The 15,853-nt window shown below is 75.8% G+C and carries 11 protein-coding genes; 6 read left to right on the top strand and 5 right to left on the bottom strand.

The window, feature by feature from the left end:
• Positions 1–130 precede the first annotated feature (130 nt).
• Positions 131–1,816, bottom strand: a complete 1,686-nt coding sequence (locus tag BUE45_RS33795) for a serine/threonine-protein kinase (RefSeq protein WP_073377793.1) — start codon at positions 1,814–1,816, stop codon at positions 131–133.
• Between the two features lie 177 nt (positions 1,817–1,993).
• On the opposite strand from BUE45_RS33795, the gene BUE45_RS33280 reads away from it, so the two are divergent.
• On the top strand, positions 1,994–4,897 hold the full coding sequence (locus BUE45_RS33280; RefSeq protein WP_073377791.1) for a protein kinase domain-containing protein: 2,904 nt from the start codon (positions 1,994–1,996) through the stop codon (positions 4,895–4,897).
• Positions 4,898–4,961: 64 nt separating this feature from the next.
• Here the strand turns inward: BUE45_RS33280 and BUE45_RS09450 are convergent, their stop codons facing one another.
• Both BUE45_RS09450 and yczE read right to left on the bottom strand, forming a co-directional pair.
• A complete protein-coding gene (locus tag BUE45_RS09450) occupies positions 4,962–6,767 on the bottom strand; it encodes a glycoside hydrolase family 15 protein (protein ID WP_245832945.1) in 1,806 nt (601 codons plus the stop codon).
• A 437-nt stretch (positions 6,768–7,204) separates the two neighbouring features.
• Positions 7,205–7,840, bottom strand: coding sequence for a membrane protein YczE (gene yczE / locus BUE45_RS09445; protein ID WP_073378270.1), 636 nt, complete (start codon positions 7,838–7,840; stop codon positions 7,205–7,207).
• 391 nt (positions 7,841–8,231) lie between these two features.
• Here yczE and yczR point away from each other — a divergent pair, with 391 nt between their 5' ends.
• Positions 8,232–9,719, top strand: a complete 1,488-nt coding sequence (gene yczR, locus BUE45_RS09440; RefSeq protein ID WP_073377787.1) for a MocR-like transcription factor YczR — start codon at positions 8,232–8,234, stop codon at positions 9,717–9,719.
• Between the two features lie 114 nt (positions 9,720–9,833).
• Here yczR and BUE45_RS09435 read toward each other — a convergent pair whose 3' ends face one another.
• A complete protein-coding gene (locus tag BUE45_RS09435) occupies positions 9,834–10,655 on the bottom strand; it encodes an alpha/beta hydrolase (protein ID WP_073377785.1) in 822 nt (273 codons plus the stop codon).
• Positions 10,656–11,196: 541 nt separating this feature from the next.
• On the opposite strand from BUE45_RS09435, the gene moaA reads away from it, so the two are divergent.
• From moaA to mobA, 3 genes are all read left to right on the top strand, one after another.
• Complete coding sequence (moaA, locus tag BUE45_RS09430; protein WP_073378268.1) at positions 11,197–12,204, top strand: GTP 3',8-cyclase MoaA; 1,008 nt, start codon at positions 11,197–11,199, stop codon at positions 12,202–12,204.
• 133 nt (positions 12,205–12,337) lie between these two features.
• On the top strand, positions 12,338–13,525 hold the full coding sequence (locus BUE45_RS09425) for an RtcB family protein (protein ID WP_073377783.1): 1,188 nt from the start codon (positions 12,338–12,340) through the stop codon (positions 13,523–13,525).
• Between the two features lie 232 nt (positions 13,526–13,757).
• Positions 13,758–14,306: a molybdenum cofactor guanylyltransferase gene (mobA, locus tag BUE45_RS09420; RefSeq protein ID WP_073377781.1), complete on the top strand. Its 549-nt coding sequence runs from the start codon at positions 13,758–13,760 to the stop codon at positions 14,304–14,306.
• A gap of 165 nt (positions 14,307–14,471) precedes the next feature.
• Here the strand turns inward: mobA and BUE45_RS09415 are convergent, their stop codons facing one another.
• Entirely contained in the window at positions 14,472–14,891 is a 420-nt protein-coding gene (locus BUE45_RS09415; protein WP_073377779.1) for a MarR family winged helix-turn-helix transcriptional regulator, read from the bottom strand.
• Between the two features lie 81 nt (positions 14,892–14,972).
• Here BUE45_RS09415 and BUE45_RS09410 point away from each other — a divergent pair, with 81 nt between their 5' ends.
• A complete protein-coding gene (locus BUE45_RS09410; RefSeq protein ID WP_245832942.1) occupies positions 14,973–15,788 on the top strand; it encodes an SDR family NAD(P)-dependent oxidoreductase in 816 nt (271 codons plus the stop codon).
• Positions 15,789–15,853: the final 65 nt, after the last annotated feature.

Raw genomic sequence — 15,853 nt, 5'->3', positions numbered from 1 at the left:
CCCGGCGGCGACAACCACGGCCGTTCCGGGCGATCGCCCCCCGACCGGACACCGGGAACGGGGGAGGGGCCCTCCCCGGTACCCGTCGCGCGCCGCCCGCGACCGGCCACCGGCATCGGCGCCCCCGGCGTCAGGGGGCGGGGCGGCCGTGCTTGGCGAGGGCGTGCCAGCGGCGCAGGTGGGCCGCCACGCGCACGGTCTCCGCGTGCTCCTCGCCGAACAGCCGCACGTGCCGGGACACCAGCTCCCGGTACCGCCGGGCCGCCTCCGCGGGATCGCCCGCGTGCCCCAGGTACGCCGCCTGGTAGTGGCGGGCCCGCAGCGTCGTCGCGTGGTCGGCGCCCAGCACCCGCTCCAGCTCCGGGACCAGCCCTTCCAGCACCTGCGCCGCCCGGGCCGGCTCGCCCGCCTCACCGGTCTCGAACGCCAGGTGCAGCCGGGTGGTCAGCACCCGCTCCGCGTCGGCGCCGTACACGGCCGCCAGGTCGGGCAGCAGCTCGGCGTGCACCCGGGCCGCCCGGGCGTGGTCGCCCGCCCGGCCCGCGTTGGTCGCCAGGTAGTAGCGCACCGTCAGCGTCTCCGGGTGCCGAGGGCCGTGCACCCGCAGCATGTCCGGCAGCAGCGCCTCCATCGACTCCGCCGCCCGCGCGTGCGCGCCCCCCTTGCCCGTCAGGTACGCCTCCCGCCGCCGGACCCGCAGCGTCTCCGGGTCGTCGGGCCCCAGCGCCGCGCGCAGCCGGGGCAACAGCGGGCGCAGTTGCGCCGCCGCCTGCGCGTACCGGCCCTGGCCCGCCGTCTCCTGGGCGTGCTCCACCAGGGACCGCAGCTCGGACCGGTCCCCGTCCCGGGCGGTGTGCGGCCGGGTCGGTGCCGACGCGGGCGAGGCGGGCCGCGTATAGGGCAGGGTCCCGGGGACCGGCAGCGACCCGCCGGTGTCCGGGCCGGCCGCCGGGCGCGAGGGCCGGGCGAGCGCGAAGGGCGCCAGCCTCTCGCGGACCTCCTCGGCGGAGGCGGGGCGCTCCTCGGGCCTCTTGGCGAGCAGTGCGTCCACCAGTTCCGCCAGCGGGCCGGGCAGCCCCGGGTTCACGGACGCCACCGGCCGCGGCTTGTGCCGCAGGTGTCCGCGCAGCACCGCCAGCGGGTCCTCCCCCGCGAACGGGGGCTCGCCGGTGAGCATCTGGTAGAGGATCGCGCCCAGCGAGTACAGGTCCCCCGCCTGTCCCACCCGCTCGCCCCGCACCTGCTCGGGCGCCATGTACAGGGGGGTGCCCAGCACCCGGCCGGTCTGGGTGAGGCGGCGGCTCTGCTCCGAGGCCGTCAGCGCCGCGATACCGAAGTCCAGCACCTTCAGGGTGCCGCCGTACAGCTCGGCCGGCCCGCCGACCACCATCAGGTTCCCGGGCTTGACGTCGCGGTGCACGATCCCCGCCGCGTGGGCGGCGCCCAGCCCGGCGGCGGCCTGCGCCACCAGGTCGGCGGTGCGCTCCAGCGGCAGCGGCGCGGCGCCGCGCAGCACGTCCGAGAGCGGGCTCCCGGCGACCAGCTCCATCACCGTGTACACCGAGCCGTCGGCCTCCTGGCCGAAGTCGTGCAGGATGACGATGTTGGGGTGGCCGGCCAGGCGCGCGGTCACCCGCGCCTCGCGGCGGAACCGGGTGGCGGCCTCGTCGGAGCCGCCCCGCTCGGCGCGCACCAGCTTGACCGCGACGGGGCGGTCCAGGAGCTCGTCGGCGCCCCGCCACACCTCGCCCATGCCGCCGCGGCCCAGGAGGGAGTGCAGGCGGTACCGGTCGCCCAGCACCCGTTGGTCGGCCATGCCCGTCTCCCGCCTCCCGAGTCCGTCGGCCGCTCCCACGGCCGTTCGCGGCCAAAGGGGCCGTACAGGGCGTAAGAGTACAGTTGTCCGCGTTAATGTGGTCCCCTGTGCCCGCAGGCCGAACCCCCGCCGCCGTGGGCGATACCGCAACCCCCGCGTGGAATGAGAACCACAGCCGTGAGCCTGAGTCTCTACGTCGGTCCCGACTCCCAGCCGGACAAGTACCGCCTGGTCCGCTCCGTCGGGCGCGGCGGCGAGGCCACGCTGTACCTCGCGGAGGTGACCCTGGCGGGCCAGACGGAGCCGGTCGTGGTCAAGGCGCTGAACGCCGACACCACCGCCGACCCCGCGCAGTTCGCCGAGCTGAGCTCCCGCTGGGCCGAGCAGGCGGAGCTGCTGCGCTTCATCAACCGCCTCGGCGTGGTGGGGGTCCGCGAGCACTTCGAGGGCGCGCCCGAGCACCCGCGGGGGAACGCGGGGGAGCGGGCCGAGCGCTGCCTGTACCTGGTGATGAACCACATCGACGGCCTGGACCTGCGCGACTGGCGGGCCGAGCACGCCGGGGAGGGCGTGCGCGGGCAGCGCGAGGTGCTGCGGTACCTGGAGCAGGTCGCCCAGGTCCTGGACATGCTGCACGCGGGGCGGGCGACGCCGTCCAGGCGGCCGGTGGTGCACGGCGACCTGTCGCCGGGCAACATCATGATCGACGCGGACGGCCAGGCGACGCTGGTGGACTTCGGGCTGAGCCGGATCGCGGCCCGGCACATGACGGCGCGGCCGTGGTTCACCCCGGGGTACGCGGCGCCGGAGATCTTCAGCGGGGAGTACAGCCCGGCCACCGACCGGTACGCGTTCGGCGCGGTCGCGTTCTACGCGCTGACGGGGGAGGACCCGCCGCCCGCCCCGGAGCGGCTGCGCGAGCGCTTCGCCGCGCTGCCGCTGCTGGCCGGCGCCGACGAGCGCCCCCTCGCCGTGGTGGTGTCGATGTTCTCGGCCGATCCCGGCGAGCGCCCGGAGGCCTCGGAGTGGGTGCGGTCGCTGCGCTCGCTGGCCACGTCCGTCCCGTGGACCGGGCCGGGCGGCGAACCGGCGGCCGACCCGGGTGCCTCCGCGGTGTTCGCGGCGTCCCTGTTCAGCGCCGCCGCCCCGGAGGAGCCCGCCCCGGCGGACCCCCCGCGGGGCCCGGCCGTGGCGGGGCCGCCGCCGGCCGATCCGGCCGTTGCACCGGCCGGAGCGGGTGACCCGGAAGCGACGGTGGTCCGGTCGCCCGTGTCCGGTGCGGTCCCGTCGGCCCCGGGTGCGGTCCCGCCCGTATCCGGTGTCCCGTCGGGTTCTTCCGACCCTGCCGCCCCTCAGGACACGGACGCGACCGTGGTCCTGTCCCCGGCCTCCACCCCGGGCGACTCACGAACCCCCGGTGACGCTGCCGCCCCGCGGGGCCCGGCCGTCGCGGGGCCGCCGCCGGCCGGGGCGGGGGACACGGACGCGACGGTGATCCTGTCCCCGGCCTCTGCTCCGGTCGACCCCCGGTCCCCGCACGCACCGTCCGGTGCCGCGCAGAACGACACGGCCGCGCCCGACGACGGCGGGGACTCTGAAGCGACCTTCCTCCTTCCCCCGAACGCCGCCGCCGCCCCGTCCGACGCTGGCGCCTCTCAGGACACGGACGCGACCGTGGTCCTGTCGCCGGCGTCCGCCCCGGGCGACTCACGAACCCCCGGTGACGCTGCCGCCCCGCGGGGCCCGGCCGTGGCGGGGCCGCCGCCGGCCGATCCGGCCGTTGCGCCGGTCGGGGCGGGTGACGCGGACGCGACGGTGCTCCGGTCACCGGCCCCGGGTGCGGTCCCGCCCGTACCCGGTGTCCCGTCGGGTTCTTCCGACCCTGCCGCCCCTCAGGACACGGACGCGACCGTGGTCCTGTCGCCGAGGCCCGCGAACGGCACCCCCGCCACCGACGCACCGCGGACCCCCGCGGGCACCGCCGACACGCCCGCCTCCCCCTCCGCACAGGCCTCCGGTCCCGGCGGGCGAACGGGTTCCGACACCGGGGCGGCTCCCGCCGGGGCCCCCGGGGTCGAGGAGATGCCGCACCGCCCGGTCGGCGGCCTGCGCGGACGCCCGGTCCAGCAGCGGCCCGCCGCCGGCCCCGCGCAGCCGAACACCGCCTCCCCGGCCCCCTCCGGCCGGTCGCCCCGCCGCTCCGGCGGGCCCACCCCGCCCGGCGGCACGGCACGGCCCCCGCTGCGGTCCGGGTCCGGCCCGCAGCGCCCGGTCCCGGCACACTCCGGCCCCGGCTACGGCCCGCCGCCCCCGTACGCCCAGCCCGCCTGGGGCGCGCCGCCGCCCCCCGGCTCCACCGGCGCCTTCCCCGTCCACGGGCACCACCCCGCCCCCGGGCCGCCGCCGGGGAAGAGGTCGCGCAAGCCGCTGCTCATCGGCCTGGCCGCCCTCGCCGTGCTCTGTGCGGTCGGCGGCTCCGCCGTCACCTACCTCGTCATGGACCGCGGGCTGCCCTTCCCGGCCGACGGCGCCCAGCAGGTCGCCGCCGACGACCCGGGCGAGTCGCCCGCGGCCTCCGAGGCCGAGGAGGAGGCCCCGCCGATGGCCGCCGCGCCCAGCCGCAAGCCCGACGCGGACGCCTCCGACCCGGCCGGCGGCGCACCGTCCGCCGAGGAGTCCCTCCTGCTCACGCAGATGGACGTCGTGGAGGGGGAGGGCCGCTGGGAGCCCGTGGCCGGCCGCGCCGAGGTCAACGGCGAGGCCTACAGCCGCGCCCTGGTCGTCGGCGACCGCTGCACGCAGTACAACGACCCCTGCACCGGCTGGGCCGACTACAACCTGGGCCGCGGCTGGACCACGTTCACCGCCACGCTCGGCGTGACCGACACCTCCAGCTCGTCGGCGGTCGCCACCTTCACGGTCTACGTCGACGGGCGCCCGGAGGTCACCGAGTCCCTCCGGCTGGGGGAGACGATCGACATCGAGGTCGACGTGCGCGACGCCCTGCGCCTGCGCATCGGGGTGGAGAGCGACGCCGAGGGGCTCTACCCGGTCTGGGCCGACCCCACCCTCACCGCCTGACCCCCCGCATACCGGTGCCCCGCGGCCGCTTCCGGCCGGCCGCGGGGCACCTTCGCGTCCGCTCCTACTCGGCGCGCCAGCCGCCCTGCCGGTCGGCCAGGTTGAGCGCGGTCGTCACCAGCGGCACGTGGCTGAACGCCTGCGGGAAGTTGCCCACCTGGCGCCCCGCCCGCGGGTCCCACTCCTCGGCGAGCAGGCCCACGTCGTTGCGCAGCGAGAGCAGCCGCTCGAACAGCTCCTTGGCCTCGTCCTGGCGGCCGATCGAGAGCAGGGCGTTCGCCATCCAGAAGCTGCACGCCAGGAACGCGCCCTCGTCGCCCGGCAGCTGGTCGGCGGAGTTCTCCAGGTCCGTCCGGTACCGCAGCACGAACCCGTCCACCATGAGGTCCTTGCGCACCGCCTCGATCGTCCCGACCACCCGCGGGTCGTCGTAGGGCAGGAACCCGACCTCCGGGATGAGCAGCAGCGCCGCGTCCAGCTCCTTGCTGCCGTAGTACTGCGTGAACGTGTTGCGCTGCGGGTCGTACCCGTACTCGCACACCTCGGCGTGGATGGTGTCGCGCAGGGCCCGCCACCGCTCGATGGGGCCCTCCTTGCCGAACTCCTCGATGCTGCGCACCGCCCGGTCCGCCGCCACCCACGCCATCACCTTGGAGTGCACGAAGTGCTGGCGCGGCCCGCGCACCTCCCACAGGCCCTCGTCGGGCTCGTCCCAGCACCATTCCAGGTAGTTGACCAGGGACCGCTGCAACCCCCACAGGTAGTCGCCGCCCCGTATGCCGTGCCGCCGCGCCAGGTGCAGCACGTCCATGACCTCGCCGTACACGTCCAGCTGGTACTGGCCGACGGCGGCGTTGCCGATCCGCACCGGCCGCGACGCCTCGTACCCGGGCAGCCAGTCGGCCTCCCACTCGGTGAGCCGGCGCTCGCCCCGGATGCCGTACATGATCTGCATGAGCTGGGGCTCGCCGGCGACGGCGCGCACCAGCCACTCGCGCCAGGCCAGCGCCTCGTCCTTGTACCCGGAGCGGATGAGCGCCTCCAGGGTGATGGTGGCGTCGCGCAGCCAGCAGTAGCGGTAGTCCCAGTTGCGGACGCCGCCGATCTCCTCGGGGAGGGAGGTGGTGGGGGCGGCGACGATCCCGCCGGTGGGCCGGTAGGTGAGGGCCTTGAGCACGATGAGGGAGCGGATGACGGCCTCGCGGTAGGGGCCCTCGTAGGTGCACTGGTCCACCCACTTCTCCCAGAACCGCTCGGTGCGCGACAGCGCCTTCTCGGCGTCGAGGTGGTCGGACTCCTCGACCTGGGAGGGGTGCCAGGTCATCACGAAGGGGACCCGCTGCCCGGCGCTGACGGTGAAGTCCGCGTCGTGGGTGAAGTTGTGGCCCTGGAGGCTGACGGGGGTGCTGAGCCAGACGGCGTCGGGCCCGGCGACCGCCACCAGTTCGGTCCCGGCCCGGTGGACCCACGGGACGACGTGCCCGTAGTCGAACCGCAGGCGCAGCACGGTGCTCATGGTGACGGTGCCGCTGATCCCCTCCACGATGCGCACCAGGTGGGGGGCGCCGCCGCGCGGCGGCATGAAGTCGATGACCCGGACGGAGCCGGTGTCGGTGTCCCACTCCGACTCCAGGATCAGCGTGTCGCCGCGGTAGCGCCGCCGGGTGGCGCGGGGGTCGCCCCCGGCGGGCCGCAGGACCCAGCACCCGTTCTGCTCGTCGCCCAGCAGCGCCGCGAAGCACGCGGAGGAGTCGAAGTCGGGCAGACACGCCCAGTCGATGGAACCGTCGCGCCCGACCAGCGCGGCGGTCTGCATGTCGCCGATCATTGCGTAGTCTTCAATCCAGCCGGGCACGCGGCTCACCCCCATCACGTCGTCTGAGTCCTAGCGGTCGGCGCGGGCACTCTCGCCTCCGTACGGGGTGTCGCGGTGCCCGGTGGCGTTCCGCTGCGCGCACGCCCGTGTGCACGCCCCGTCGGGGTGCTTCTCCCTGGCCGTTCCGGCGGGGCGGTGCCCACCGCGGACAGGGGCGCCGTCCGGATCACGGCCCCTCCCCCCGCCACCACCCGCCCCCGCCCCTGTACCCGGGTATGTTCCCAGGTGGAGGCGGCGACAAAGGTCGGCCCGGGAGAGCCGCTCCGGAACGGTCCTCACCGTTCACCGCGGTTCCCCATCTTCCCCTCTCCCCGGGGGGTACGCCACCCGCAATTGCACGTGCATCAGAGAGTGCAGGGAGGTATGTGGTCAATTGGGGGAGTTTGCGAGGACAGAAGTTATGGCGTGGTGATCAACTCCCTCCATTGGGGTCACCCGCGCCCCGATCGGATCGGTGTTTCCGGGTGATTCTCGGACATCCGGAACAGGGGGAGGAAGATCTGCGTGAGCGGACCGATCGCCACCGCGAACACCAGGGTCCCCAGGCCGACCGTCCCGCCCAGCAGGAAGCCGACCACGACCACGGCCACCTCGATCACGGTGCGGGCCAGGCGGACCGACAGGCCCAGCCCGGCCAGGCCGGTCATGATGCCGTCGCGCGGACCCGGGCCCAGCGCGGCGCCGATGTAGCAGCCGGTGGCCAGCGCGCACGCCAGGGTCCCCAGCAGCAGCCCCAGGACGCGGACCCAGAGCACCCCGGTCTCCGGCAGCAGCCACAGGAAGAGGTCCGCGGTGGCGCCGATCATGACCACGTTGCTGAGGGTCCCGATCCCGGGCTTCTGCCGCAGCGGGATCCACAGCAGCATCAGCAGCGCGCCGACGATGACGGTCCAGGTGCCGATGGACAGCCCGGTGCGCAGGGCCAGCCCCTGGTCCAGCACGGCCCAGGGCATGGCGCCCAGGTCGGACTCGATCAGCAGGGCGATGCTGAGCCCGTACAGGGTGAGGCCGACGTACAGCCGCGCCAGCCTGCGCAGCCGCGGCCGGGGCAGGACCGGGGTGACCATCACCCGGGACAGGAGGGGGACGCGGGCGCCGGGCCCGGCACCCGGGGCCGCAGTCCCCGCCGTCCCCTCGGCCCCCTCCCGGACCTCCGCTCCCTCCGGCCCCGGTGCTGCGCCCGGTCCGCCGGGGGTCCCGGCCTCGGGCCCCTGGGGGCGGGGGTCGTCGGGCCGGGGGTCGCGCCGTTCGTCCACGGACCCGTCCTCTCGCAATGAAAAGGGGGGATCATCGGATCGGGCGGGTCGGGGCCTGCCGGCGCCACCGCGATCCCCCGTTCCGCGGTGGTGCCACATCGGTATCCTGGCCGATGTGGCACCCTGCTCAAAGTGCCAATTCCAAGAAGTGGCCCCGCGGGGGCCCGCGGGCACCGGGCACGGCCCCGGGGGGAGCGGCGGTATGGCGGCACGACAGGGCGGCGCGGCCCGCGCGGCGGAACGCTCCACGGCCGGCGGGGGCACCCGCCGGATCAACGGCCGCCTGCTGGCCCGCCTCATCGGCGAGGCCCCGGTGGAGCGCCCCTACTACCTCTCCATCGCCCGGTCCGTCAGCGGCCTGGTGCTCGACGGCCGGGTGCCCACCAACACCCGCCTGCCCGCCGAACGCGACCTGGCCGCCGCGCTGGGCGTCAGCCGCAACACCGTGACCGCCGCGTACGCCTGGCTGCGCGACAACCGGTTCCTGGACAGCCGCCAGGGCGCGGGCAGCTGGACCGTGCTCCCCGACTCCTCGACGGGCGACCCCTCGCCGTCCCCGTTCCTGTCCGGGGCCGCCGAGCACATCGACCTGGGCGTGGCCGGGCCCCCGGCGGTGGAGGGGCTGCGCGACGCCGCGTTCCGGGCCGCCGGTCAGCTGGCCGCGCACGTGGGCGGCCTCGGCTACTACCCCTACGGCCTGCCGGAGCTGCGCCACGCCGTCGCCCGGCGCTACGTCGAGCGCGGCCTGCCCACCACCCCCGAGCAGATCTTCATCACCAACGGCGCCCAGCAGGGGGTGGCCCTGGTCCTGGACCTCCTCGCCCAGCCCGGCGACGAGGTCCTGGTGGAGTCGCCCACCTACCCGCACGCCCTGGACGCGGTCCGCCGCAGCGGCGCGCGGGTGCGCACGGTGGGGGTGACCCCGCAGGGGTGGGACATGGAGTACCTGGTGGACGCGTTCCGCCAGTGGAGGCCCTCGCTGGGCTACCTCATCCCCGACTTCCACAACCCCACCGGCGCCCTCATGGACGACGACGAGCGGCGGGTGCTGGTGCGCGAGGCCCGCCGGGCCGGGACCCACCTGGTGATCGACGAGTCGGTGGCCGAGCTCGCCATCGACTCCGGCGACCTGCCCGCCCCGGTGGCCGCCCACGACACCGACGGCCGGGTCGTCACGGTCGGGTCGGTGGGCAAGCTGCTGTGGGGCGGGCTGCGGGTGGGCTGGGTGCGCGCCACCCCGCCGATGGTGGCCCGGCTGATGGCCGTGCGCCAGCGCTTCGACCTGGCGGGGGCGGTGCTGGACCAGCTCACCACCACCCACCTGCTGGCCGACGTCATGCGCATCCGGGCTGAGCGCAGCCGCTGGCTGCGCCGCAACCGCGACGCCCTGCTGGCGGCGCTGCGCGACCGGTTGCCCGACTGGCGGCCCAACGTGCCCGGCGGCGGCCTGGTGCTGTGGGCGGCGCTGCCCCAGCCGGTGGCGAGCGCGCTGTCGGCGGCGTCGGTCCGGCACGGGGTCCACCCCGCGGCGGGCCCGGTGTTCGGGTCGGACGGCACCCTGGAGCGCTACCTGCGGCTGTCCTACACACGGCCGCCGGACGTGCTCGCCGACGCCGTGGACCGGCTGGCCGCCGCCTACGCGGAGACCCTGGCGCACCCGGTGCAGCCCCACGGGCGGCTGTACGTCTGAGCCGGGCACCCGGCGGACCGCCGGGTGCCGTGGCCGGTTCGCCTCCCGGACGCCGTGGCCGCGCAGCCGGCGGCCGGGGCCCCGGACTGGCCGCGGGGCCGGGCCGGGGAGGCCTCAGCCGGTGAAGCGGTGGGCGAACCGCACGACCTCGCCGATCACCTCGTCGCGGTTCGTCTCGTTGAACACCTCGTGGCGGGCCCCGGGGAAGATCCGGGCCGTGAAGTCCGAGCCGAGCAGGGACCCGATCCCGACCAGCGTGCCCGACAGCGGCACGAGGCGGTCGTCGGACCCGTGGACCCACAGCAGCGGCAGCGGCCCCACGGACCCGGCCTCCAGGCCCCGGGCGATCTCCGTCCGCAGCGCGTTCACCGTGGCGCGCTTGAACGGCCCGTGCCAGACCAGCTCGTCGGCCTCGTACGCCGCGCCCACGGCGGGGTCGCGGGACAGGGTGGCGGTGTCGATGGGGGCGTCGGGGATCTCCTCGGCGGCGGCCAGCGCCTCCAGGGCCTCCCAGCGCCCCAGCACGGGGCCCGACAGCACCAGCGCCGTCGGCCCGCCGGGGTGGGTCTGCGCGTACCGGGAGGCGATGAGCCCTCCCATGGAGTGGCCGATGAGGACCAGCGGCAGCGAGCGGTACGCGGTCCGCGCCTGGGTGACCACCCGGTGGACGTCCTCGACCACCCCGGCGTAGTCGTCGATGAGGACCCGCTCGCCGGAGGACCCGCCGTGCCCCCGGTGGTCGGCGCCGTAGACGACCGCGCCCGCGGCCACCAGGTCGGCGGCGACCTGCTCGTACCGCCCCAGGTGCTCGCCGTAGCCGTGGACCAGGACGGCCAGCCAGGAGGGCTCTCCCTCCGTGGGGGCCCAGGCCCGGGCCGCCCGCCGCTCCGAGCCGTTGGTCCCGCCGGCCAGTCCCCATTCCCGTGTGGTGATCACCGTGTGCCGCCTCCTCGTCGGATGTGCCGCCGCGGCGCGGGCGATGCCGCCCGTCCGTGGCGAGAGGGCCACCCTAGAACATCGCCCGCGCGCCCGGGAGGGGCGTCGCGGGGCACACGGCCGGGTGCGGATCGTCTCATCCGCGCCCCGCCCCGGCAGGGCCGGCCCGGGGCTCCCGGGTACGCGCGGCGCGGGCGGCGGAGCGCCGGGACCGGGCCCGTCCGGACGCCGCGGCGGTGGGCCCCCGGAGCCCCGGATGCCCGGCGCAGCCGGGCCCGCGGGCTCCGGGGCGCGGCGCGGTTCCGCCTGCGCGGGCGCAGCTTCGCCTACGATCGCAGCCCGGGACGCGGTCCGGAGGATGCTCCGGAAACGCCGGGAGGCTCTCGTACGCGTCGACGAAATATGCCAAACGGCGTGATCGGGTCTACTCCCTCCGAAAGTTAATCTTCTAGGCTGAACAGGTGGGTATCCCGCTAGATATCCCGCGAGTGGGTCCCGGTGGCGTTCTGCTCGACGATTTCGACTGGAGAGGGTGACGCCCGTGCTGGCCGACTCCTATGGGCGCGTGGCGACCGACCTGCGGGTCTCGCTCACCGACCGGTGCAATCTGCGCTGCACCTACTGCATGCCCCCCGAGGGCCTGGAGTGGCTGCCCAAACCCGAACTCCTCACCGACGACGAACTGCTCCGCCTGATCGGCATCGGTGTCACCCGCCTGGGCATCACCGAGGTCCGCTTCACCGGCGGCGAGCCCCTGCTCCGCCGCGGCCTGCCCGCCATCGTGGCCGGCGCCGCCTCCCTGACCCCCCGGCCCCGCACCGCCCTCACCACCAACGGCATCGGGCTGGCCCGGATGGCCCCCGCCCTGGCGGAGGCGGGCCTGGACCGGGTCAACGTCTCCCTCGACACCCTGCGCCCCGAGGTGTTCGAGACCCTGGCCCGGCGGCGCCGGTTCGACGACGTCGTCGAGGGCATGGCCGCCGCCGCCGAGGCGGGGCTCACCCCGGTCAAGGTCAACGCGGTGCTCATGCGCGGCGTCAACGACGGCGAGGCCGCCGACCTGCTGCGCTACTGCATCGAGCACGGCTACCGGCTGCGCTTCATCGAGCAGATGCCGCTGGACGCCCAGCACGGCTGGCGGCGCGACGACATGGTCACCGCGGACGAGATCCTGGGCCGCCTGGAGGGGGCCTTCGACCTCGCCGAGGCCGACCCCGGCACGCGCGGCAGCGCCCCGGCGGAGCTGTTCCGGGTCCTGGGGCACACCTTCCCCGACGGCACCGAGGCCACCGTCGGCGTCATCGGCTCGGTCACCCGCCCCTTCTGCGGGACCTGCGACCGCGTGCGGCTGACCGCCGACGGCCAGATCCGCAACTGCCTGTTCGCCCGCGAGGAGTCCGACCTGCGCACCCCGCTGCGCGAGGGCGCCACCGACGCCGAGATCGCCGAGCGCTGGACGGCCGCGGTCGCCCGCAAGTTCCCCGGCCACGGCATCGACGACCCGGGGTTCCTCCAGCCCGCCCGGCCCATGTCCGCGATCGGCGGCTGACCGCGGGGCGGCGGGCCCGGCCGCGCCGCCGAAAACCCGTGGACGGAAAGTCCCTTTTACGACTCAATGGTGCGGGGCGCGGTCGCGCCCCGCCCGTGAGAACAGGCCGTTCGTGAAAGGGAGGTGGCCTGTCATGCCCTACACCGAGATCCCCGGTGCCCGCGTCCCCATCCGCATGTGGGCCCGCCCGGACGAGGTCGAGGACTCCGCGCTGAACCAGCTCCGCAACGTCAGCGGCATGCCCTGGGTGCACGGCCTGGCCGTGATGCCCGACGTCCACTACGGCAAGGGCGCCACCGTCGGCTCGGTCATCGCCATGCGCGACGCCGTCAGCCCGGCGGCCGTCGGAGTGGACATCGGCTGCGGGATGACCGCGGTGCACACCGACCTCACCGCCTCCCGACTGCCCGACGACCTCGGCGCGCTCCGCTCCGCGCTGGAGGCGGCCGTTCCGGTGGGCTTCGAGTTCCACGACGAGGCCGTCGACACGTCGGCCGTCCCGGGCCTGCGCAGCACGCGCTGGGACGCGTTCTGGCAGGGGTTCGACGGTCTCGCCGAGGCCGTCCGCCCGCGCCGCGAGCGGGCGCTGCGCCAGATGGGCACCCTGGGCGGGGGCAACCACTTCCTGGAAGTGTGCCTGGACGACGACGACACGGTGTGGCTGGTGCTGCACTCGGGCTCGCGCAACATCGGCAAGGAGTTGGCCGAGCACCACATCGGACGGGCCCGCGGCCTGCCGCACAACCAGGACCTGCCCGACCGCGACCTGGCGGTGTTCCTCACCGGCAGCCCGGAGATGGACGCCTACCGGCGCGACCTCTTCTGGGCCCAGGACTACGCCCGCCGCAACCGCGACGTCATGATGGGGCTGGCCTGCGGTGTCCTGGCGGGACAGGTGCCGGGGACCGGGTTCGGGCAGTGGATCTCCTGCCACCACAACTACGTGGCGGAGGAGACCTACGACGGGGTCGACGTGCTGGTCACCCGCAAGGGCGCGATCCGCGCGGGCGCGGGGGAGTACGGGATCATCCCCGGGAGCATGGCGACCGGGACGTACATCGTCAAGGGCCTGGGCAACGAGGACTCGTTCAACTCCGCCTCGCACGGGGCGGGGCGCCGGATGAGCCGGACCAAGGCGCGCAAGACGTTCACCGCCGCCGACCTGGCCGCCCAGACCGAGGGCGTGGAGTGCCGCAAGGACGCGGGGGTCGTGGACGAGATCCCGGCCGCGTACAAGGACCTGGAGTCGGTGATCGCCGCCCAGACCGACCTGGTGCGCGTGGTCGCGCACCTGCGCCAGGTGGTCTGCGTCAAGGGCTGAGCGGTGCGCCGCGGACGCCGCCGGTCCCGGTGGTGTCCGCGGCGTCCGCGGGCGTGTCCGGGCCCCGGGCACGGGCAGGGCCGCCGCCGGTACCGGGCGTCCCTCGCCGCGTGGGCGGGCCGTGCCGTGCGCAGCCGTTCCGCCGGAGCCGGGCGGCGCCCGCCACCGCGCGGGGGCCCGCCCCGGGCGGGCCGCACCGTAGGGCCGGGCGGGGAGCGGGCATGCTGGGGGGATGAGCACTCTGGACGCGGTGATCCTGGCGGGCGGGGCGGGCACCCGCATGGGCGGTGTCGACAAGCCGGGGCTGGAGGTCGCCGGACGCACCCTGCTGGAGCGCGTCGCGGCGGCGGTCCGCGCGCTGTCCCCCCGGGGCCTGACCATCGTCGTGGGCCCCGAGCGCGACTCGCCGCGGGCCCTGTACGTGCGCGAGGACCCGCCGGGCGCGGGTCCGGTCCCGGCCCTGCGCGCGGGGCTGGAGCTCGTGGTCTCCGACCGGTTCGCGCTGCTCGCCGCCGACCTGCCCCACCTGGCGGCGGAGCACCTGGCCCTGCTCGAACCGAACTCCGTCTTCGTGGACGCCGGCGGGCGCGAGCAGTGGCTCACCGGCGTGTGGCGCACCGCCGACGTCCGCGCCGCGCTGGCCGCCTACACCGGGCGCTCCCTGTACGGGCTGCTCGGGCCGCTGGAGCCGAGGCGGGTCCCGGTGCCGGACCCCGACGCGGTCGCCGACTGCGACACCCCCGAGGACCTCGCCCGCGCCGCCCGCCGCCTGGACGGCTGACCGGTCACCCGCCGCCGAAGGGGTGCGGGGTCCGGGCGGCCCCGTACCGGGCCCGCCCGAACGTGCGCGGGGCTGACGGAGTCCCGCTTCTCTCTGCGGTGGGCCCGCCGGGCGCGGATGCGCCGCCCCGGCCGCCCCGCCCCGCCGTACCGTTCCGGCACGGGTTCAGGCGGGGCGCGCGACCCGGCCCAGCAGCGCCGTGAGGCTGCGCAGCTCCTCCCCGCTCAGCGCGGCCAGCGGGGTCACCTCCAGCGCCGTCCGGAGCAGTTCCGCGCGGACCCTGCGGCCCTCGGGGGTCAGCACCATCACCCGCGAGCGGCGGTCCTGCGGGTCCACGGCGCGCTCCACCAGGCCCCGCTCCACGAGTTGGCCGGTGATGAAGGTCAGGTTCGGGGCGTTGCAGTACAGGCGCTCGGCCATCACCTTCATCGACGGCGGCTGCTCGTCCGGGTCCAGGGCCCACAGCGCCTGGAACGTCGCCGGTGTCAGCCGGTGCCCGGCCAGCGCCTGCGTGAGCAGGTCGTTGGTCCGCATCCAGATGTCGTGGGTCGCGGCCAGGGCCGCGGTGAGGTCGGGCGTGCTCATACCGCCATCCTACCGACGTTTCGAGTCTCGAAGTATCGTGCTAGCGTGAATGCTTCAAGTCTCGAAGCAATGGAGGGTCTCGTGGGAGACGACTTTCGCGGTGTCACGGCACTCGTCACAGGAGCGTCCAGGGGGCTGGGCAGGGCGTACGCGCTGGAACTGGCCCGCCGCGGGGCGCGTGTGGTCCTGCTCGCCCGCTCGGAGGCGCCCCTGCGCGAGCTCGCCGTGCAGATCCGCGAACGGCACGGCGGCCCGGACGCCGAGGTGGTCACCGCCGACCTCTCCGCTCCCGGCGGTCCGGACCTGGTCCTGGCGGAGCTGCGCGAGCGCGGCCTCACCGTCGGCCTGCTGGTCAACAACGCCGGCGCGGGCAGCGTCGGACCGTTCCTGGACCGCCCGCTGGAGCCGCAGCTGCGCTCGGTCGGGCTCAACGTCGGCGGACTCCTGGCGCTGACCCACGCACTCGGGACCGAGATGGCCGCCCGGGGCTCGGGCGGCATCATCAACGTGTCCTCCACGGCCGCCTTCCAGCCGCTGCCCTACCAGGCCAGCTACGCCGCCACCAAGGCGTTCGTGCTCTCGTTCTCCGAGGCGCTGGCGGAGGAGCTGCGCGGCAGCGGCGTCCACGTCATGGCCGCGCACCCCGGGGCGATCGCGACCGGCTTCTTCGACGGCACCACGGCCCGGATCAACGAGACCGCCGCCGACGCGCCGGAGACCGTCGCCGTCCGCACCCTGAACGACTACGCCCGGCGGCGCACGGCGTCCTACCCGGGGTGGTTCCTGAACCGGGTGATGACCTGGCCCGCGCGCCTGCTGCCGCGGGCCTCGGTCATGCGGCTGGCCCGCACGTTCAACCGCTGGCAGCGCTTCCACGAGGTCTCCGACCTCGCCTGACCGCCCGCCCCCGCACCCCGGGGGCCCGGTGGCGCGGGGGCGGGGGCCACCGCCCTCCGGCGGGG

This window comes from Nocardiopsis flavescens (assembly GCF_900141985.1).
GTDB lineage: Bacteria > Actinomycetota > Actinomycetes > Streptosporangiales > Streptosporangiaceae > Nocardiopsis > Nocardiopsis flavescens.
This window is presented reverse-complemented; position numbering and strand designations above follow the sequence as displayed.

Excerpts from the sequence above, each read along its gene's own strand:
- BUE45_RS33795 (WP_073377793.1), bottom strand. The coding sequence starts at position 1,816 with ATGGCCGACCAACGGGTGCTGGGCGACCGGTACCGCCTGCACTCCCTC.
- BUE45_RS09450 (WP_245832945.1), bottom strand. The coding sequence starts at position 6,767 with ATGGGGGTGAGCCGCGTGCCCGGCTGGATTGAAGACTACGCAATGATC.
- yczE (WP_073378270.1), bottom strand. The coding sequence starts at position 7,840 with ATGGTCACCCCGGTCCTGCCCCGGCCGCGGCTGCGCAGGCTGGCGCGG.
- yczR (WP_073377787.1), top strand. The coding sequence starts at position 8,232 with ATGGCGGCACGACAGGGCGGCGCGGCCCGCGCGGCGGAACGCTCCACG.
- BUE45_RS09425 (WP_073377783.1), top strand. The coding sequence starts at position 12,338 with ATGCCCTACACCGAGATCCCCGGTGCCCGCGTCCCCATCCGCATGTGG.
- mobA (WP_073377781.1), top strand. The coding sequence starts at position 13,758 with ATGAGCACTCTGGACGCGGTGATCCTGGCGGGCGGGGCGGGCACCCGC.
- BUE45_RS09415 (WP_073377779.1), bottom strand. The coding sequence starts at position 14,891 with ATGAGCACGCCCGACCTCACCGCGGCCCTGGCCGCGACCCACGACATC.